Raw genomic sequence first — 21,498 nt, 5'->3', positions numbered from 1 at the left:
GTGATACAAAAAAAACGGATATCACCAAGGATTGTTTATCTCGCAATATTTTTCCTGCGAGAGGCGGAATGGACTCAAAGTCGCCAACCTAGGATGACTTCGAATCATAAAAATAAAGGACAGGTCGTAAAACTGGTTTCGACTGGTATTTGCGCGCCTATTGAACTGGAAGGATGTATCTATGGTAGATAGAGAGCAAAAAGCCCAAGGTCTTTATACTCCTGAGCTGGAGCACGACGCTTGTGGTATCGGTTTTGTTGCTCACCTTAAAAACCGTAAATCGCATGACGTTGTGACTCAAGCACTCGATATGCTAGCACGCATGGAACACCGTGGCGGTCAAGGTTGTGACCCATGCAGCGGTGACGGTGCGGGTATCTTGTTGCAAAAACCACACGAATTTCTTTTGGAAGAAGCGGTAAAGCTAGGCATTAAACTGCCTTCTTTCGAAAAATACGGTGTTGGTGTTGTACTGTTTCCTAAGGACGAGCATAAGCGTGCTCAGTGCCGCGATATTTTGGAACGCAACGCTAAACGCCTTGATTTAGAAGTACTGGGTTATCGTGTACTTCCAACCGACAACTCGATGATCGGTTCTGATCCGTTAAGCACTGAACCTCAATTTGAGCACGTATTTATCTCTGGTGGGCCAAGCACAACACCAGAAGAACTTGAGCGTAAACTTTACGTTTTGCGTAACTACACAGTTCGTGTTTGCCTTGAAAGCGTGTCAAACATTGGTGATGATTTTTACATCAACTCAATGTCTTACAAGACGTTGGTGTACAAAGGTCAGCTAACCACAGAGCAGGTACCTCAATACTTCCTAGATTTACAGAACCCTACGATGGTGACAGCATTGGCGCTGGTGCACTCTCGTTTTTCTACCAACACCTTCCCTAAATGGCGTCTGGCGCAGCCTTTCCGTTACATTGCTCACAACGGCGAAATCAACACGGTGCGCGGTAACTTGAACTGGATGAAAGCGCGCGAAGCCATCATTCAGTCTGACTTGTTTACCCAAGCCGAGATCGACATGCTACTGCCGATCTGTCAGGAAGGCAGCTCGGATTCATCCAACTTCGATATGGCGCTGGAACTCCTCGTTCTTTCTGGCCGTACTCTGCCACATGCTCTGATGATGATGATCCCAGAAGCATGGCAAGAAAACAAAAACATGGATCCTACACGTCGCGCGTTCTATCAATACCACGCGAATATCATGGAACCATGGGATGGTCCGGCTTCAGTTTGTTTCACTGACGGTGTTCAGGTGGGTGCAACCCTTGACCGTAATGGTCTACGTCCTTCACGCTACACAGTGACCAAAGATGACTTCCTAGTGATGGCTTCTGAGTCAGGTGTTGTCGAAATTGCCCCTGAAAATGTTGAATTCCGTGGTCGCTTGCAGCCAGGTCGTATCTTTGTCGCCGACCTTGAACAAGGCCGAATCATTTCCGATGAAGAAGTCAAAGACACCATTGCTACCGCTCAACCCTATGAAAAATGGGTGAAAGAAAATCTACTGAGCCTAAGCAAACTTCCAGAAGCCGATAACACTCACGCACAGCCAACGCCTGAGCGTTTACTTCACCGTCAGCAAGCGTTTGGTATCAGCACAGAAGAAGTGAATGAAATCATCGTTCCTATGTCGAATGATGGTAAAGAACCACTTTCTGCAATGGGTGCTGACTGGCCACTGGCTGTGCTTTCACACCAATCACAACATCTATCTAACTACTTTAAACAGTTGTTTGCCCAGGTAACCAACCCGCCAATCGACCCAATTCGGGAACGTATGGTAATGTCTCTGAACACTTACCTAGGTAAAGATCAGAACCTATTATCTGAGTCTCCGGCTCACTGTCGCAAGGTAGAGCTTGAGTCGCCTGTCATCTCAAACGCTGAGTTAGAAAAATTACGTGCTATTGATAACGAGCACCTGCAAGCGAAAACATTGGATATTGTTTTCCAAGCCAGTGAAGAAGAAGGCAAGCTAGAACGCGCGCTAAAACGTATTTGCCAATACGCTGAAGACGCAGTCGTTGACGGTTACTCAATCATCGTACTAACAGACCGTGCGGTGAACTCAAACCATGCTGCCATTCCAGCGATGCTAGCCGTTGGCGCTGTCCACCACCACCTGATCCGCAAAGGCCTGCGTGCCAAGTGTGGCATTGTGGTTGAAACCGGTGACGCGCGAGAAACACACCACTTCGCTACCTTGTTCGGCTATGGTGCAAACGCAGTCAACCCATACTTAGTGACAGAAACACTGGTCGATTTGCAACGTCGCAAGAAGCTCGATCCTGAAGCATCACTAGATACGCTATTCGACAACTACCGTAAAGCGGTAAACGGCGGCCTATTGAAGATCTTCTCTAAGATGGGGATTTCGACACTTCAGTCTTACCACGGCGCACAAATCTTTGAAGCTCTAGGTATCAATAAGTCGGTGGTGGAGAAGTACTTCACCGGTACGGTTTCTCGTATTCAAGGTCTCACGCTTGACGATATCGCCAAAGAAGTGCTCGTTCGTCACCGCGTAGGCTACCCACAACGTGAAATCCCAATCCAAATGCTGGATGTGGGTGGTGTTTACCAATGGAAACAACGTGGTGAGAAACACCTATTCAACCCAGAAACCATTTCTCTACTGCAAGAGTCTACGCGTAACAAGAACTACGATCAGTTCAAGCAATACGCGACGGCGGTAGACAAACAAGGTGACAACGCAGTCACCCTGCGTAGCCAACTTGAGTTTATTAAGAACCCAGCAGGCTCCATCTCTATCGACGAAGTCGAGCCAATTGAAAGCATCGTCAAACGCTTCGCGACGGGTGCAATGTCATTCGGTTCGATCTCTTACGAGGCACACTCAACACTGGCTGTTGCGATGAACCGCCTAGGCGCGAAATCGAACTCTGGTGAAGGTGGTGAAGACCCAATGCGTTTCGAGCGCAAAGAAAACGGCGACTGGGAACGTTCTGCTATTAAACAGGTTGCTTCAGGTCGTTTTGGCGTCACCTCTTACTACCTAACCAACGCGGAAGAGCTACAAATCAAGATGGCTCAGGGCGCGAAACCAGGTGAAGGTGGTCAGCTACCTGGCGATAAAGTCGATGACTGGATCGGTGCAACGCGTCACTCAACTCCGGGCGTCGGTCTTATCTCGCCACCGCCACACCACGATATCTACTCAATCGAAGACTTGGCTCAGCTGATCTACGACTTGAAGAACGCCAACCGTGCTGGTCGCGTAAACGTGAAACTGGTGTCGGAAGCAGGCGTAGGTACTATCGCTTCTGGTGTTGCGAAAGCAAAAGCAGACGTTGTACTGATCGCAGGTTTCGATGGCGGTACAGGTGCATCGCCAATGTCTTCAATCCGCCATACTGGTCTTCCTTGGGAGCTTGGCTTGGCAGAAACACACCAAACGCTACTCAAGAACGGTCTGCGTAACCGTATCGTGGTTCAGGCGGATGGTCAGATGAAGACACCTCGTGACCTTGCAGTAGCAACACTACTAGGTGCAGAAGAATGGGGCGTAGCAACCGCAGCATTAGTGGTTGAAGGTTGTATAATGATGCGTAAGTGTCATAAGAACACCTGCCCTGTTGGTATCGCAACTCAGAACAAGACTCTTCGCGAGCGCTTTGATGGCCGCGTAGAAGACGTCGTAACCTTCTTCCAGTACATGGCGCAAGGTCTGCGTGAAATCATGGCTGAACTTGGCTTCCGCACTATCGATGAGATGGTCGGTCAAGGCCAGAAACTGAAAGTTCGCCAAGACGTTTCTCATTGGAAATACAAGAACCTCGATCTGTCTCCTGTGCTTCATGTTGAACAGCCTCGTGAGTCAGACGGTATCCATAACCAAACGCAACAGAACCACAACCTAGAATCTGTGCTTGACCGTAAACTGATTCAAGCAGCTATCCCTGCACTCGAGAAAGGCGAAGCGGTCAATGCTGAGTTCCCTATCGTCAACACGGACCGCTCTGCGGGTACCATGCTGTCGAACGAAATCTCGAAAGTGTACAAAGACCAAGGTCTCCCTCAACCAATGAATGTGAAGTTCAACGGGTCTGCGGGTCAGTCATTCGGTGCATTCCTGGCCAAGGGCGTGAAATTCGAAGTGGAAGGCGATGCGAACGACTACTGGGGTAAAGGTCTGTCTGGCGGTACTTTGGTGTTATACCCAGATGCGAAATCAAGCATTGTCGCAGAAGACAACATCGTGGTCGGTAACGTGTGTTTCTACGGTGCGACTTCGGGTGAGTCTTTCATTCGCGGTATGGCGGGTGAACGTTTCTGTGTTCGTAACTCAGGCGCGAAAGTGGTTGTAGAAGGCGTTGGTGACCACGGTTGTGAGTACATGACTGGCGGTGCAGCCATCATCCTAGGTTCAACTGGTCGTAACTTCGCTGCTGGCATGAGTGGCGGTGTCGCTTACGTTTGGGATAAATCAGGCGACTTCGAGTCGAAGCTGAACCCAGAGTTGGTTGACCTTGACCCAATCGAACAAGAAGACAGAGATCTACTACTTGATATGCTGACTAAGCATGTCGAATTCACAGGAAGTGAAGTTGCTCAATCGTTCCTTGATAACTTTGAAGCAAGCTTGCAAAGCATGGTGAAAGTCATGCCTCGCGACTACAAAGCCGTACTTCAAAAACGCAAGGCAGAAGCAGCGCAACAACAAGAAGCGGAGGCAGTGTAATGGGTAAGCCTACTGGATTTTTAGAGCATGGTCGTGAATTACCGCAAAAGATCGACCCATCAGAGCGTATTAAGAACAACAAAGAGTTCGTTCTAAACGACGAATTTGGCGACAAGATCAATACACAAGCCTCTCGCTGTATGGACTGTGGCGTGCCGTTTTGCCATAACGGCTGCCCGATCGGTAACATCATCCCGGAATTCAACGACGCGGTTTACCGTGATAGCTGGGAAGAAGCGTGGAATATTCTTAGTACAACCAATAACTTCCCTGAGTTTACTGGTCGTGTATGCCCTGCTCCATGTGAAAGCGCGTGTGTTTTGGGCATCAACCAAGACCCAATCACCATCTGTAACATCGAGAAAACTATCGTCGAAACGGCGTATCGTGAAGGATACGCTAAGCCAAAAACACCACGATCTCGCACCGGTAAAACGGTGGCGATCATCGGTTCTGGCCCAGCTGGCCTCGCCGCTGCTGAGCAGCTAAACAGCGCAGGTCATAGCGTAACAGTATTCGAGCGTGACGAGAAAGTTGGTGGTCTACTGCGTTTTGGTATTCCAGACTTCAAACTAAGCATGGAAGTGATCGACCGTAAGATTAACTTAATGGCAGAAGCAGGCGTTGAGTTCAAAGTAAACCAGCACATCGGTGTTGACGTCAATGCTCAACAACTACGTCAAGAGTTCGATGTGGTTCTACTGACTGGTGGCTCAACGGTTCCACGTGACTTACCAGTTCCTGGTCGTGAACTAAAAGGCGTTCACTTCGCGATGGAATTCCTAGGGCAAAACAACCGCCGTGCAAACGATATGGACCTGAAGGGTGAAGAAGTTCACGCGGCGGGCAAACATGTTGTGGTGATCGGTGGTGGTGATACTGGTTCTGACTGTGTGGGTACATCTAACCGTCATGGAGCAGCAAGCATCACTCAGGTTGAAATCATGCCGATTCCACCAGAGAAACGCCCTGCTAATATGCCTTGGCCACAGTACCCGATGATTCTGCGTACTTCGACTTCTCATGAAGAAGGCGTCGATCGCCACTGGAACATCCTGACTAAAGAGTTCATCGGCAATGACAAAGGCGAAGTCACAGGTCTACGTCTTGCAGACATCGTCTGGGAAGACGCAAAACCAGGTGAGCGCCCAAGTTTTAAAGAAGTCGAAGGCAGCGAGCGCGTGATCCCATGTGATATGGCGTTTCTGGCCATGGGCTTCCTACACCCAGAACCAACGGGCGTATTAGCTCAGCTAGATATTACTTTGGATGATCGCGGTAACGTAGCAACACAAGACTTCCAAACTAACCAAGCAGGTGTATTTGCTGCGGGTGATATGCGCACTGGTCAATCTTTGGTCGTACGCTGTATCAATGAAGGCCGCGAATGTGCTCGAGCTGTGGATGAATATCTAATGGGTAATACCAATCTAGAAGCAAAAGCTGACTCTCTTATGCTATCAGCTTAATAGTGTTACCACCCAGGCTCTAATGACCTTCAATGATTCTGGGTGATAACCGATTAATAATCATTCCTTCCAAACTTTTATATTTGGCCAGCACAATGTGCTGGCCTTTTTTATTTCTTCGGGATTCAATTGTTGCAAAAGTGTAACAATTGAAAACCTATCCTTCTGATTTAAAACAACTTTTCTAGTGCATTAAGTGGTAAACCCCACATTGGCGCGATTATTCACCAAAAACTTGACCTTTTTCATAATAAGCTATACGTTGTGAAGTCGATGAAAATGATTTTGTCTAATTTTGTAAAACTATAACAAAACATTTTCTGCATCATTATGCAGAATTTAACAATTTGAAAACATAGTTAGTCATACATACCAACCCTTTTGATGTTGGTAGTACTGTCTGGAAGACAGCGAAGCAAAGGGAGAATTGCAATGGCTCTTTATGATCCAAGTCTTGAGAAAGACAACTGTGGATTTGGTTTGATTGCACACATGGAAGGTGAACCAAGTCACAAGCTGGTTCGTACAGCAATTTCAGCACTCGATCGCATGACTCACCGAGGTGGTATCGCCGCCGATGGTAAAACAGGTGATGGTTGTGGTCTGCTACTACAAAAGCCCGACTCTTATCTACGCCTTATCGCCGAAGAAAATGGGTTCAACCTAGGCAAACAATATGCCGTAGGTATGATTTTCTTTAGCCCCGATCCCGTTAAGGCGCAATCAGCCAAAGATATTATTAATAAAGAGCTAGCTCAAGAAACCCTCACGGTAGCAGGTTGGCGAGACGTCCCTACCAATTCCGCGGTACTTGGTCCTATCGCTTTAAACTCTTTACCCAATATCCAACAAGTTTTTATTTCCGCTCCAGCAGGCTGGCGAGAGCGAGACATTGAACGCCGTCTGTATATTGCTCGTCGCCGTATCGAGAAACAGATTACCGAAGACAGTGATTTCTATATCTGTAGCCTATCAACTCAGGTTATGGTCTATAAAGGGCTCTGCATGCCAGCAGACTTGCCGCGTTTCTATCTAGACCTTGCAGATTTGCGCATGGAATCTGCTATCTGTTTGTTCCACCAGCGCTTTTCAACCAACACACAACCTCGCTGGCCTCTCGCACAGCCATTCCGCTACTTGGCACACAACGGTGAAATCAACACTATCGAGGGTAACCGTAAGTGGGCACGAGCACGTGCCTATAAGTTTTCATCACCGCTATTACCAGACTTGCAAACAGCGGCGCCATTCGTTAATGAAACGGGCTCAGACTCCTCAAGCCTAGACAATATGCTGGATGTTTTCCTCGCGGGTGGTATGGATATCTTCCGTGCGATGCGTATGTTAGTCCCGCCTGCATGGCAAAATCACCCAGATATGGACGCCGACTTACGCGCGTTTTATGACTTTAACTCTAAGCACATGGAACCATGGGATGGTCCAGCAGGTATCGTTTTATCTGATGGTCGTTATGCGGCCTGTAACTTAGACCGCAATGGCCTTCGCCCGGCACGTTATGTCATCACCAAAGATAAGCTGATCACCCTCGCCTCTGAAGTGGGCATTTGGGACTACGCACCTGATGAAGTGGCCGAGAAAGGCCGAGTTGGCCCTGGCGAGCTGCTGGTCGTAGATACACGCCGAGGCAAGTTATGGCAATCCAGTGAGATTGATAACGATCTCAAAGGCCGCCACCCGTACCGTGAATGGATGGAAAATAACGTCCATAAACTCACGTCATTTAAAGACCTTCCTGATGATCAGGTAGGCGAACGTACTTTCGAAAACGATCTGCTCAGTACCTATCAAAAGCAGTTTGCGATGACGAATGAAGAAGTCGATCAAGTGCTGCGTGTACTCGGTGATATGGGGCAAGAGGCAGTAGGCTCGATGGGCGATGACACGCCGATGGCCGTGCTCTCATCCAAAGAACGCTTGGTGACTGACTACTTCCGCCAGAAGTTCGCTCAGGTAACCAACCCACCCATCGATCCACTGCGTGAAAAGCATGTCATGTCGTTAGCGACAAGTATCGGCCAGGAGATGAATGTCTTTTGCGAAACGGATGGCCACGCACACCGAGTGACGTTCGACTCGCCTGTTCTGCTTTATTCTGATATGCAGCAGTTATTAGAACTGGCGGATGCACACTACCGTAATACCATTCTCGACATTAACTATGACCCGAATGAAAAAGATCTAGCACAAGCGATTAATGATCTCTGTGACCAAGCCACTCAGGTGGTGCGCGAAGGCACTGTACTGGTCGTGCTTTCAGACCGCGCATTGGTCAAAGGCAAATTACCGATCCCAGCAGCGATGGCCGTTGGTGCGGTGCAGACTCGTCTGATCGAAGAGAACTTGCGTTGTGATGCCAACATCATTGTCGAAACAGCCACAGCCCGCGACCCACACCAGTTTGCAGTGTTACTTGGTTTTGGTGCTACTGCGGTATACCCGTATTTAGCATATGAAGCACTGAGCAAACTCATCGATGATGGCGCGCTAGATAAAACCTATCGTGAAGTGATGCAGAACTATCAGTACGGCATCAATAAGGGTCTGTACAAGATCATGTCCAAGATGGGCATTTCAACGGTGGCGTCTTATCGCTGCTCACAACTTTTTGAAGCAGTCGGCCTAAGCCAAGATGTGGTGGATGTCTGTTTCAGCGGTGTCGCGACGCGTATTCAAGGGGCAAACTTCGACGATTTCCAGCAAGACTTATTTAACCTTTCACGCAAAGCATGGGCAAAACGTAAGTCTATCGAGCACGGGGGATTGCTGAAATACGTACACGGTGGTGAATACCATGCCTACAACCCCGATGTTGTCGGCACACTTCAAACCGCTGTCAAATCTGGTGAAAACTCCGATTACAAGAGCTTTGCTGAACAAGTGAACCATCGCCCTATCGCAATGCTACGCGATATGATGACGCTAAAAAAATCAGACAAGCCACTACCACTAGAGAAAATTGAGCCGACCACAGATCTGTTCAAACGCTTTGATTCGGCAGCGATGTCGATTGGTGCCTTGAGCCCAGAAGCTCACGAAGCACTGGCGATGGCGATGAACCAGTTAGGTGGTTACTCGAATTCTGGTGAAGGCGGTGAAGACCCTCGCCGATTTGGCACTAATCGTAATTCCCGTATCAAACAGATCGCATCTGGACGTTTTGGGGTGACGCCTCACTACTTAACCAATGCAGACGTTCTGCAAATCAAAGTGGCACAAGGTGCTAAACCAGGTGAAGGCGGTCAGCTTCCAGGGCACAAAGTGACGGCTGAGATCGCTAAGCTGCGTTACTCGGTACAGGGCGTAACGCTTATATCCCCACCTCCTCACCATGATATTTACTCGATCGAAGACTTGGCCCAGCTCATTTTCGATTTGAAACAGGTTAACCCAAATGCCTTAGTTTCCGTCAAACTGGTATCGGAACCAGGTGTGGGCACCATCGCTACAGGAGTAGCCAAAGCATACGCCGACTTAATTACGATTTCGGGTTATGACGGTGGTACCGCCGCCAGCCCACTAACTTCAGTGAAATACGCGGGTTGTCCGTGGGAGCTTGGTCTGGCTGAAACGCAGCAAGCATTAGTAGCTAATGGCCTGCGCCATAAGATTCGTCTGCAAGTTGATGGCGGGTTGAAAACAGGCTTGGACGTTGTAAAAGCGGCGATCCTTGGTGCAGAAAGCTTTGGTTTTGGTACCGCTCCGATGGTCGCGATGGGGTGTAAATTCTTACGAATTTGTCACTTAAATAACTGTGCAACAGGCGTGGCGACACAAGATGAAACGCTACGTAAAGAGTACTTCAAAGGACTGCCAGAAATGGTCGTCAACTACTTCACAGGCCTTGCAGAAGAAGTGCGCGAACTGCTTGCTGAGTTAGGGGTAGAGAAGCTAACAGATTTGATTGGTCGTACCGATCTGCTTGAAGCCGTGGAAGGCATCACAGCCAAACAATCTAAGCTTGATCTGTCGAATATTTTAGAGGCCCCAGTTTCTCCTGAAGGACACCCACTCTTCTGGACGCAGCCAAACACGCCATTCGATAAAGCAGAGCTCAACCAGAAGATCGTCGATGATGCTCTAGCCAGTGTGGAAGCCAATCAATCCGCCAACTTATTCTATAACGTCATCAATACCGATCGCTCTGTTGGTGCCCGCTTATCCGGTGAAATTGCCAAGCGTTACGGCAACCAAGGTATGGCAGCATCGCCGATCAAAATCCACCTTGACGGCACTGCTGGCCAATCATTTGGCGTATGGAACGCAGGTGGTGTGGAGCTTTACTTGACTGGTGATGCTAACGACTATGTCGGCAAAGGCATGGCTGGCGGTAAGATCGCGATCAAGCCTCACTTAGGCACCGCATTTAAATGCCACGAAGCCACCATCATTGGTAACACCTGTTTGTACGGCGCAACTGGCGGTAAGTTATTTGCAGCAGGTACAGCCGGTGAGCGTTTTGGTGTACGTAACTCAGGTACCATAGCCGTGATTGAAGGCGCTGGTGATAACGCCTGTGAATACATGACAGGTGGTATTGTGGCTATTCTAGGCGCCACTGGGGTGAACTTTGGTGCCGGTATGACTGGCGGCTTTGCCTACGTGTTGGATCAAAATGAAGACTTCCAAGGCCGAGTAAACAACGAGTCAGTCGAGGCTATTTCACTCTCAGACTTGTATATCCACCAAGAGCACCTGCGCGGTCTCATCGCAGAGCACCTTGAAGAAACGGGCTCATCGCACGCAGAGAATATTTTAGCGAACTTTGACGAATGGATTCCGAAGTTCTATCTAGTGAAACCACAAGCAGCGGACCTCAACACCCTGCTGGGTCACCAAAGTCGTAGCGCAGCAGAACTACGCGTTCAAGCACAGTAAATCATGGAGGATGTCTGAATCATGAGCCAGAACGTATACCAATTTATCGACGTACAACGTGTAGATCCTGCGAAGAAACCCATTAAAATTCGTAAGATTGAGTTCGTTGAAATCTATGAACCTTTTACTAAACAGCAAGCAACCGCTCAGGCGGATCGCTGTTTGGACTGCGGCAACCCGTACTGTGAGTGGAAATGCCCCGTACACAACTATATTCCACAGTGGTTAAAACTCGCCAATGAAGGGCGGATTATTGAGGCTGCCGAGCTATCTCACCAAACCAACAGTCTGCCTGAAGTATGCGGCCGAGTTTGCCCACAAGACAGGTTGTGCGAAGGGTCGTGTACCTTAAACGATGACTTTGGCGCGGTAACCATCGGTAATATTGAAAAATATATCACCGATAAAGCTTTTGAAATGGGCTGGAAACCAGACATGTCAAAAGTAGAATGGACAGACAAAAAAGTCGCCATCATCGGTGCCGGCCCAGCAGGTCTTGCCGCTGCCGATATTTTAGTTCGAAATGGCGTGAAACCTATCGTATTTGACCGCTACCCTGAAATTGGCGGCCTACTGACATTCGGTATCCCCTCTTTCAAGCTAGAAAAAGGCGTAATGGAAAACCGCCGCCGCGTTTTCAGTGAAATGGGCGTTGAATTCCGCATGAATGTCGAGGTCGGTAAAGATGTGCCAATGCAGCAGCTGATCGATGATTATGATGCCGTTTTTCTTGGCGTCGGCACTTATAAATACATGCGCGCAGGGCTAGACAATGAGGATGCAGAAGGTGTTTATGATGCCTTACCATTCTTGGTATCCAATACCTACAAAGTGATGGAACTGGAAGATAACCAACCTTTCCTCAATATGGCTGGTAAGAAAGTTGTCGTACTGGGTGGTGGCGATACCGCGATGGATTGTGTGCGTACCTCCATTCGTCAAGGCGCGTCTAACGTAATTTGTGCTTACCGCCGTGATGAAGCGAATATGCCTGGTTCTCGCCGCGAAGTGAAAAACGCAAAAGAAGAAGGTGTGAACTTTATGTTTAACCTTCAACCTCTTGGGGTCGAAGTCAATGCTTCTGGTCATGTAACGGGCGTTAAGGTAGTGAAAACCGCGCTGGGTGAGCCTGATGAAGCAGGCCGTCGTCGCCCTGAACCTGTTCCAGGTAGCGAACACGTGTTAGACGCAGATGCGGTGATCATGGCGTTTGGATTCCAGCCACATAAAATGGAATGGCTTGAACCTTACGGTGTAGAGTTGGATCAGTGGGGGCGTATCCAAGCTCCTTCTGAGCAAGACTTTATGTTCCAGACCAGTAACAAAAAAATCTTTGCTGGTGGCGATGCGGTTCGAGGCTCTGACTTGGTTGTGACTGCTATTGATGAAGGGCGCAAAGCTGCAGAAGGGATACTTGATTACCTTGATGTGTAAAACATAACGTTTTGATTTATAGCTAAAGGTTGGTGTGCAAGCGCCAACCTTTTTATTTACTTAGCGCTTTACGTTTCAGCATATAATTAAAGAAAACAAGATAAGGCCACCGAACATGAACAAAGCTGCTCTCCTCTCTCTATCAGTACTTACTTTAACCGCTTGCAGCCAAGGAGTATCGACCATGACAGACCGTAGTATGCAACCCTGTGGAGACAAACCCAATTGCGTATCAACGCTAGATAATCGCGAGAAATTCAAACTTGTCCCCTACGAGCTCACGGCTGACGTCAATATTGATCAAATTGAAAGCGCCGCACTTCAATTGCCAGGCGCCAAGACTGCGTTCAAAGAAGACAAATATCTACGTATTGAGTGCACTTCTAGAATCATGCGATTTGTTGACGACCTAGAGCTACGAATCGACAGCGGGAAACTTATCGTGCGCTCTGAATCACGGGTCGGATATTCTGATTTTGGAGTTAACCGTAAGCGTGCAAACCAGTTAAGGAAGCTGCTGGAAGCAGAGGGTTTAATTAAATAACTCAGAAATAAAAAAACCGAAGCCAAGGCTTCGGTTTTACTATTGAGGCGTTAGTTGGTGTTAGTCACGAAATACCACAAGTCGCTTAGGTGCGATCTTACCGTCATCGTTCATTTCACCGACCCCGATAAACAGCTTCTCTTCACCCATCGTTAGGCGAACGGGTCCTTCTGTTGGCGCACCAAATACCTGTACTGGCTGACCATGCTGAACCATGTTTGCAAGATCAGGGATCAGATTTACCTCTGGCAGATCTTCCACCGCGGTATCCATAGGCATCAGAAGCGGATCAAGAAGCTCACGTGGCGCTTTCTCTTCACGATGCGCTTGCTCAAGCAGCTCGTTGAGTTGTTCCAGAGTCACCATTTTTTCATATGGGTACTTAGCAACCGCCGTACGACGCAACATAGTTACGTGCGCACCACAGCCCAGCATCTCACCTAAATCGTCAACAATCGTGCGGATGTAAGTGCCTTTTGAGCAATGCACTTCCATCTCCACTTCATCGCCTTCAAAGCGGTGTAGAACGATTTCGTAAACAGTGATTTTGCGCGATTCACGCGGTACTTCAATACCTTGTCGAGCGTACTCATAAAGTGGCTTACCCTGGTATTTCAGCGCCGAAAACATTGATGGGATTTGATCCGATTCACCGCGGAACTTATCGATGCACGCTTCTAACTTAGCCAGATCCACGTCAACTGGACGCGTTTCTACCACCTCACCGTCGGAGTCCGACGTGTTAGTACGTTCGCCTAGCTTAGCGATCACTCGGTAGCGCTTATCTGAATCAAGCAAAAACTGAGAGAATTTGGTCGCTTCACCCAAGCAAATTGGCAGCATGCCCGTTGCTAACGGATCAAGTGCGCCGGTATGGCCGGCTTTTTCAGCAAAGTAAATTCGCTTCACTTTTTGCAATGCGTCGTTAGATGAAATCCCGGTTGGTTTATCCAGCAGGATCACACCATCGATAGGACGACCTTTACGACGGCGAGCCATTATTCCTCGTCCTCACGACCAGAATCTTTTTGCTTCTGTTTGTCTGTCTGTACAACTTCAGTCACAAGGTTAGACATACGCATACCTTCAACGAGTGTGTTGTCGTAGTAGAAGCGAATTTCTGGCGTTAGGCGTAGACGAATACGCTTACCTAGCATCATACGGATGTGCACTTCGTGCTCACGTAATGCTTCAAGGCACGACTCAGGCGTTTGTTCACCGACACAAAGGAAAGTGACGAATACTTTAGCGTAGGCTAGATCACGAGAAACCTCTACGTCCGAGATCGTTACCATACCTAGACGTGAATCACGAACTTCACGTTGCAGGATCATCGCCAATTCTTTTTGCAGCTGCTGAGAAACGCGCTGCGTGCGGCTAAATTCTTTTGACATATCTTTTCTCACAAATAGAAAGAATGGGGGGATGGTCAACCCAGCCCCCCCATGGTGTATTCAACAACCAATTACCACTTAATCTTTATCAGACATCGTGAGTAATTTTAGTCAATTAGTCCAGTGTACGTTTGATTTCCACTGTTTCGAAGACTTCGATTTGGTCACCAACGCGAACATCGTTGTAGTTCTTAACGCCGATACCACATTCGTAGCCGTTCTTAACTTCTTGAACATCATCTTTAAAGCGACGTAGTGACTCAAGTTCACCTTCGTAGATAACAACGTTTTCACGTAGAACGCGGATTGGGTTGTTACGCTTAATCAGACCTTCAGTAACCATACAACCAGCGATTGCGCCCAGTTTCGGTGACTTAAATACGTCACGAACTTCAGCAAGACCAATGATCTCTTGCTTGAATTCTGGAGCAAGCATACCGCCCATCGCTTGTTTCACTTCGTCGATTAGCTGGTAGATGATTGAGTAGTAACGTAGATCAACACTTGCAGCTTCAATTGCGCGGCGAGCAGATGCATCAGCACGAACGTTAAAGCCAAGGATGATTGCGTTAGATGCTTCAGCAAGTACTGCATCAGTCTCTGTGATACCACCAACACCAGAACCAACGATGTTCACTTTAACTTCATCAGTCGATAGTTTCAGTAGTGAATCTGCAATCGCTTCTACAGAACCTTGTACGTCTGCTTTCAGTACTACGTTCAGTTCAGCAACTTCACCTGCAGCCATGTTCGAGAACATGTTCTCCAGTTTAGATTTCTGCTGACGAGCCAGTTTCACTTCGCGGAACTTACCAGCACGGTAGTTAGCAACTTCACGCGCTTTACGCTCATCACGTACTACTGTTGCTTCATCACCTGAAGAAGGCACACCAGAAAGACCTAAAATCTCTACTGGGATAGATGGGCCTGCTTGAGTGATCTCTTGACCTAATTCATCGCGCATTGCACGAACACGGCCATACTCTTGACCACAAAGAACGATATCGCCTTTGTTTAGCGTACCTGATTGAACTAGGACAGTTGCCACAGGACCACGACCTTTATCAAGACGAGATTCCACAACTACACCTGACGCCATACCATCAGCAACCGCTGTTAGCTCAAGTACTTCTGATTGAAGCAAGATAGCTTCTAGAAGACCTTCGATGTTAGTACCTTGTTTTGCAGAGATGTGAACAAACATGTTCTCACCGCCCCACTCTTCAGGGATTACATCGTATTGAGCCAGCTCGTTCTTAACGTTATCTGGGTTCGCATCTTCTTTATCGATCTTGTTCACAGCAACGATCAGAGGCACACCAGCCGCTTTCGCGTGCTGAATTGCTTCTTTTGTTTGAGGCATAACGCCATCGTCAGCAGCAACAACAAGAACAACGATATCTGTCGCTTGAGCACCACGAGCACGCATAGCAGTAAACGCCGCGTGTCCAGGAGTATCAAGGAACGTGATCATGCCGTTGTCAGTTTCAACGTGGTATGCACCAATGTGCTGTGTAATACCACCAGCTTCGCCAGATGCAACGTGCGTACGACGAATGTAGTCAAGTGTCGATGTTTTACCATGGTCAACGTGACCCATGATAGTCACTACTGGCGCACGAGGAGTCGCTACTGAGTCGCTATCACGATCGCTAAGTACTGCTTCTTCTAGCTCGTTCTCTTTACGAATAATCACCTTGTGACCCATCTCCTCAGCGATTAGCTGAGCAGTTTCTTGGTCGATCACTTGGTTAATAGTTGCCATTGCACCCATCTTCATCATCGCTTTGATAATTTCAGTGGCTTTAACGGACATCTTGTTCGCAAGTTCAGAAACTACGATAGTTTCACCGATAACAACATCAGATTTAGCGACCGTTGCTGTCTTATCGAAAGCTTGTTGCATTGAAGATGGTTTAGCTAGCTTGCCTTTACGACCTCTGCCACCACGCTGGTTGCGACCACCGCGGTTTTGATCGTTTTTAGCAGCAGCTTTCTTCTTCTTACGACGACCACCTTCTTCACGACGATCTGCTTCATCTTCGGCTTCACGTGCGTATTGTGAAGTCGTTACATGGTAATCTGTATCTTCCATATCACCCTTTTTCTCTTCTGCAGCAGACCAACGCTCTTTATTCTTCTCAGCCAATTCGCGCGCTTCTTCAAGCTTGCGCTGACTTTCCTCTTCAGCTTTACGTTTAGCTTCTTCTTCCTGACGACGTTTAAGCTCGTCGGCCTCTTTTTGCGCTGCTTCTTGCTTTGATTTTTCTTCAGCTTCACGCTTTGTATCTTTTACATTGCGTTTAGCCTTCTCGTCTGCGTCACGTTTTGCTTTTTCTTCAGCTTCACGTTTCGCTTTTTCTTCAGCTTCACGTTTTGCCGCTTCTTCAGCTTCACGTTTGGCTGCTTCTTCAGCTTCACGTTTGGCTGCTTCTTCAGCTTCGCGTTTGGCCGCTTCTTCAGCTTCACGTTTGGCTGCTTCTTCAGCTTCGCGTTTGGCTTCGTCTTCGATTGCACTGCGCTTCACGTAGGTACGTTTCTTGCGCACTTCAACCTGAACATTCTTACTCTTGCCGCCACCAGCATTTACACTCAGTGTACTGCGAGTTTTACGTTGCAGAGTCAAGCGAGTAGGCGCGGCGTCACCTGAGTTATCGCCGTGCTCTTTCTTAAGATGCGTCAGCAATTGCTGTTTTTCATCTTCTGTAATCTGATCGTTGCTCGCTTTTTTCATGCCAGCATCAGCAAGTTGTTCAACTAAGCGGTCCACTGGTGTTCCAATTTCTTCACTTAATGCTTTTACAGTCATTTGTGTCATGCCGCTTCCTCCTTGCTGAAAAATTATTCGTCGTCGCCGAACCAACAGATGTTGCGAGCTGCCATGATAAGTTCACCTGCACGCTCTTCGGTTAGACCTTCAATGCCTTCTAGGTCATCAATACCTTGGTCAGCCAAATCTTCTAGTGTTGCTACACCTTTCGCTGCCAATTTGAATGCCATTTCACGCTCAAGACCTTCAAGTCCTAATAGATCTTCAGCTGGCTCTACACCTTCAAAAGACTCTTCTTTAGCAAGAGCAATTGTGGTTAGAGCTTCTTTCGCACGGCTACGTAGCTCTTCGATAATGTCTTCATCAAGACCATCAACTTCAAGCAACTCGTTAACCGGTACGTATGCAACTTCTTCAAGAGTAGAGAAACCTTCTTCAACTAACAGTTGAGCGAAGTCTTCTTCGATATCTAGGTACTTCATGAAGTTTTCGATAGAAGCTTGTGATTCTTCAGCGTGTTTCTTCTGAAGATCCGCAACCGTCATTACGTTCAGTTCCCAACCAGTCAGTTGAGACGCTAGACGTACGTTCTGACCGTTACGACCGATAGCTTGCGCTAGGTTGTCTGCTTCAACTGCGATGTCCATTGCGTGCGCATCTTCATCAACGATGATAGAAGCAACATCTGCAGGTGCCATTGCATTGATAACAAATTGCGCTGGGTTATCGTCCCAAAGAACGATATCGATACGCTCACCACCTAACTCACCAGATACTGCTTGTACACGTGCACCACGCATACCAACACACGCACCTACAGGGTCGATACGCTTGTCGTTTGTCTTCACTGCAATTTTAGCGCGAGAACCTGGATCACGTGCAGCACCTTTAAGCTCGATGATCTCTTCAGCGATCTCTGGCACTTCGACACGGAATAGTTCAGCTAGCATTTCAGGCTTAGAGCGAGTAATGAACAGCTGGAAGCCACGAGCTTCTGGCGCAACGCGGTACAGAAGACCACGTACACGGTCACCCGGACGGAAGTTTTCACGTGGAAGTTGGTCGTCGCGTAGGATTACCGCTTCTGCGTTGTTACCTAGGTCTAGTACCACTGTGTCACGGTTAACTTTCTTAACCACACCTGTCACTAGTTCACCTTCATTATCGATGAACTGTTCTACAATTTGCGCGCGCTCAGCTTCACGTACTTTTTGTACAATAACTTGCTTCGCTGTTTGCGTCGTAATACGGTCAAATGTTACAGATTCGATTTCATCTTCAATGTAATCACCTAACTCGATTGAGTCATCGTCGTAGCGAGCTGCTTCAATAGAGATCTCTTTGGTTGGATGCTCTACTTCTTCTACCACTAACCAGCGACGGAAAGTTTCGAATTCGCCCGTTTTACGATCGATTTCTACACGCACATCGATTTCAATTTCGTGCTTTTTCTTAGTAGATGTAGCCAGCGCGATTTCTAGTGCTTCAAAGATTCGCTCACGAGGCACCGCTTTCTCGTTCGATACCGCTTCCGCTACCGCTAAAATTTCTTTACTCATTTTAAATAGCCTCTAAGACTCTGCTTAAAACTTAGGGATTAGGTTAGCTTTTGAAATGTTGCTCAGAGCAAACTCTTCTTGGTTACCATCAACAGTAACTGTCACTGTCTCACCTTCAACAGAGTGGATAGTACCCTTCCACTTGCGACGGTTGCCAACAGCCATTTTCAAAACGATGCTTACCTCGTGACCAATAAATTGTTCATAGTGTGCTGCTTTGAAAAGTGGTCTTTCTAAACCTGGAGAAGACACTTCTAGGTTGTAAGCCACAGTGATTGGATCTTCAACGTCCATGACAGCACTAACCTGATGGCTAACTTCTGCACAGTCATCGACTGTGATGCCATTTTCGTGGTCAATATAGATACGTAGCGTTGAATGTTCGCCTGCGCGAATAAATTCTAATCCAACTAACTCATAACCTGAGGCCGCTACTGGAGCTTCAAGCATTTCAGTAAGTTGTCTTTCTAAACCAGTCATTTAAACCACCCCAGAAACAAAAAAAGGGCTCAGAGCCCAATTTAAATTCCAAGCATTCTCTAAATTTCTCCGTAACGAAATTTAGATAACAAAAAACCCCGATAGTCGGGGTTTTTTGTTGCTGGACCCTGATGTGTTAAGTAATCAAGCTTACTTAACTCACAGTGCTAGCACTGCGCAAACTTGTCCACATCCTAAAGGATTGGTTGCGGGGGCCGGATTTGAACCGACGACCTTCGGGTTATGAGCCCGACGAGCTACCAAGCTGCTCCACCCCGCGTCCGACTTGTTGAGCATTATAAGCGCTCCACAAGGTATTTTACAAGTTTGTAAATCAATGGTGCCGAGAGAGGGACTCGAACCCTCACACCTAAGGCACTAGCACCTCATGCTAGCGTGTCTACCAATTTCACCATCTCGGCACAGCTAAATCTTTAGCTTATTGAGGAATTTCACTGCTCTCTTGAGCTGGAACTTCACTCACTACGTTTTCAGCCTGTTCGATAACCTGACCTTGAGTCGGGTCAACCCACTGAGATTCAGTTTTATGAGTTGACATGTTACCAAGTACTAAGCTAAGAACGAAAAATACTGTTGCAAAAACTGCAGTCATTCGGGTTAGGAAATTACCTGAGCCGCCTGCGCCAAACACTGTGTTTGATGCGCCTGCACCGAATGAGGCTCCCATATCTGCGCCTTTACCTTGTTGAATCAACACTAGGCCGATTACACCAATCGCTGCCAACAGGTAAATCACAAGTAGAACTGTAAACATTATTTCCACCTATGTTCCAAATTGTTGAGCCAGCGCCGCTCGAAATTGCATTTCAGAACAAGGCTAGCGACCTCCTTTTCGAAGGCGGAGCAATACTAGCGAAACACGTGGGCGCTGACAAGAGATAATTTACAAAAAAACATTCCCGACGCATCAAGCGGTCAAAAAAGGGACAAAAGATAACATTTACCTCATAGTCCTAGATAAACTAGAAATGCTCACTGGCGATAAGTACCGATAAAATAAAGTAAACACGCCTTTAGGCCAATACTATCCCAATTAGAGTTTTAAAAACTCGGGGCAGTATTCAATCACTCCATTTCTACCTTCAAACTCACCTGAACGAAGTTCGATTACCTGAAAAGCGCCTTTCGGCACATCCCACTGGCACTGCATATTGTATTGCTCACCGGGCACGAATCCAAAACGCCCATAGTAAGCCGGATCACCTAAAACAACACAGGCTGGATAACCCAGTTCAAGAAGTGATGAAAATGCCTCTTCAACCAGCTGTTTAGCAATACCCTGGCCACGGTATTCCTCTTTAACCGCCAAAGGAGCTAACCCTTGCCAGTTATAATCTTCACCCTTTAACGTGACAGGACTAAACATGACGTGGCCAATAATTTCTCCATCATCTGTCGATGCTACCAATGACAGGGTGCGATGGCCGTTTTCTCTTAACTGCATCACCAATTTCGCTTCTGCGTCTGTTTCAAACGCCGATTTCAGCAATTGATCAACCGTTAGGATATCAGCCGGAGCTTCAGTTCGAATAAGCATTAATTACCTCACTTTGTGTTGTTGGCGATTGTAAGCCTTTATGCACAAAGTCGGCTAGTTGATTTAACAAAGTTTGTAACGGTTGTGGCAATGATTCAAGATCAACACTATCCATTAGGTTCTTAACCTCTAGACCAAGCTCGGTATCACCTTCAATTGACAATCGACGTTGAAAAAACAAAGTATCTGGATCTTCTTTACGCCCAGCGATTAAAACAAGATCATTTAAGTTACCACTGAACGAAACGTCTTCTTTTATAGGGCAATCAGCAACGACCAGCTTGTCAGCTTCATAGCTAATATACCAACTCAGCTCCATATCTGTGACTGACACTTTTAACCACTTGCCTTCAAGGAAGTCAAAATCACCATCTTCTAGGGCTTCTTTAAAGACCATTTTAAGCCCTTCCAGCAAGGCTTTTTTTTGTACAGATTGAGGTAATAAGTGGACTGGAGATCGCAAAATTGATGCGGCATTCTGAACTACTTGGGTGCGAATCTTGTTAATCACGCGAATTATCCGTTACTTTGTTAACTGTAATTAGCCATAATAGTGGATGTTCAAACGCCGATTCCTGTTATTTGTCAAAGAATCAGCGTTCACTGACTATGTCTTTCATATCGAATTAATTCTCACTATATTATTATATTGTGAATATCTCGCTCTTAGG

The 21,498-nt window shown here is 47.3% G+C and carries 13 protein-coding genes and 2 tRNA genes; 5 read left to right on the top strand and 10 right to left on the bottom strand.

Going from position 1 to position 21,498, the window contains the following annotated elements; genetic code table 11:
• The first annotated feature begins 181 nt into the window (after positions 1–181).
• The 5 genes from gltB (VNE01S_RS04755) (at position 182) to VNE01S_RS04735 (ending at position 13,066) form a co-directional block, all read left to right on the top strand.
• Positions 182–4,723: a glutamate synthase large subunit gene (gene gltB, locus VNE01S_RS04755; protein ID WP_053396658.1), complete on the top strand. Its 4,542-nt coding sequence runs from the start codon at positions 182–184 to the stop codon at positions 4,721–4,723.
• The gene (locus tag VNE01S_RS04750) at positions 4,723–6,192 is read left to right on the top strand and encodes a glutamate synthase subunit beta (RefSeq protein WP_053396657.1); all 1,470 of its coding nucleotides are present in this window, start codon (positions 4,723–4,725) and stop codon (positions 6,190–6,192) included. Before gltB (VNE01S_RS04755) ends, VNE01S_RS04750 begins: the two co-directional genes overlap by 1 nt.
• 432 nt (positions 6,193–6,624) lie before the next feature.
• Positions 6,625–11,088: a glutamate synthase large subunit gene (gene gltB / locus VNE01S_RS04745; RefSeq protein WP_053396656.1), complete on the top strand. Its 4,464-nt coding sequence runs from the start codon at positions 6,625–6,627 to the stop codon at positions 11,086–11,088.
• A gap of 21 nt (positions 11,089–11,109) precedes the next feature.
• Positions 11,110–12,522 (top strand): glutamate synthase small subunit GltD family protein, encoded by a 1,413-nt coding sequence (locus tag VNE01S_RS04740; protein WP_053396655.1) that lies wholly within the window; start codon positions 11,110–11,112, stop codon positions 12,520–12,522.
• 115 nt (positions 12,523–12,637) lie between these two features.
• The gene (locus VNE01S_RS04735) at positions 12,638–13,066 is read left to right on the top strand and encodes a DUF1499 domain-containing protein (RefSeq protein WP_053396654.1); all 429 of its coding nucleotides are present in this window, start codon (positions 12,638–12,640) and stop codon (positions 13,064–13,066) included.
• A 60-nt stretch (positions 13,067–13,126) separates the two neighbouring features.
• Here VNE01S_RS04735 and truB read toward each other — a convergent pair whose 3' ends face one another.
• From truB to ubiT, 10 genes are all read right to left on the bottom strand, one after another.
• Positions 13,127–14,065 carry a tRNA pseudouridine(55) synthase TruB gene (gene truB, locus VNE01S_RS04730; RefSeq protein WP_053396653.1) on the bottom strand — a complete coding sequence of 313 codons (939 nt, stop codon included), beginning with the start codon at positions 14,063–14,065 and terminating at the stop codon, positions 13,127–13,129.
• On the bottom strand, positions 14,065–14,460 hold the full coding sequence (rbfA, locus tag VNE01S_RS04725; protein ID WP_053396652.1) for a 30S ribosome-binding factor RbfA: 396 nt from the start codon (positions 14,458–14,460) through the stop codon (positions 14,065–14,067). The genes truB and rbfA overlap by 1 nt, the downstream gene beginning before the upstream one ends.
• Positions 14,461–14,575: 115 nt before the next feature.
• On the bottom strand, positions 14,576–17,278 hold the full coding sequence (infB, locus tag VNE01S_RS04720) for a translation initiation factor IF-2 (RefSeq protein ID WP_053396651.1): 2,703 nt from the start codon (positions 17,276–17,278) through the stop codon (positions 14,576–14,578).
• Positions 17,279–17,301: 23 nt separating this feature from the next.
• Positions 17,302–18,789 (bottom strand): transcription termination factor NusA, encoded by a 1,488-nt coding sequence (gene nusA, locus VNE01S_RS04715; RefSeq protein WP_053396650.1) that lies wholly within the window; start codon positions 18,787–18,789, stop codon positions 17,302–17,304.
• Between the two features lie 24 nt (positions 18,790–18,813).
• On the bottom strand, positions 18,814–19,269 hold the full coding sequence (gene rimP / locus VNE01S_RS04710) for a ribosome maturation factor RimP (RefSeq protein ID WP_053396649.1): 456 nt from the start codon (positions 19,267–19,269) through the stop codon (positions 18,814–18,816).
• Positions 19,270–19,472: 203 nt separating this feature from the next.
• A tRNA-Met gene (locus VNE01S_RS04705) sits at positions 19,473–19,549 on the bottom strand.
• Positions 19,550–19,607: 58 nt separating this feature from the next.
• Positions 19,608–19,691: transfer RNA gene (locus VNE01S_RS04700), tRNA-Leu, on the bottom strand.
• Positions 19,692–19,708: 17 nt separating this feature from the next.
• Positions 19,709–20,044 (bottom strand): preprotein translocase subunit SecG, encoded by a 336-nt coding sequence (secG, locus tag VNE01S_RS04695; RefSeq protein ID WP_053396648.1) that lies wholly within the window; start codon positions 20,042–20,044, stop codon positions 19,709–19,711.
• A gap of 279 nt (positions 20,045–20,323) precedes the next feature.
• Positions 20,324–20,827 carry a GNAT family N-acetyltransferase gene (locus VNE01S_RS04690; RefSeq protein WP_053396647.1) on the bottom strand — a complete coding sequence of 168 codons (504 nt, stop codon included), beginning with the start codon at positions 20,825–20,827 and terminating at the stop codon, positions 20,324–20,326.
• Positions 20,811–21,338 (bottom strand): ubiquinone anaerobic biosynthesis accessory factor UbiT, encoded by a 528-nt coding sequence (ubiT, locus tag VNE01S_RS04685; protein ID WP_053396646.1) that lies wholly within the window; start codon positions 21,336–21,338, stop codon positions 20,811–20,813. Before ubiT ends, VNE01S_RS04690 begins: the two co-directional genes overlap by 17 nt.
• Positions 21,339–21,498: the final 160 nt, after the last annotated feature.

Origin of the sequence: Vibrio nereis NBRC 15637 (assembly GCF_001591105.1) — a bacterium.
Lineage (GTDB): Bacteria > Pseudomonadota > Gammaproteobacteria > Enterobacterales > Vibrionaceae > Vibrio > Vibrio nereis.
Note: the sequence above shows the minus strand (reverse complement) of the source record. Positions and strands in the feature narration are given on the sequence as shown.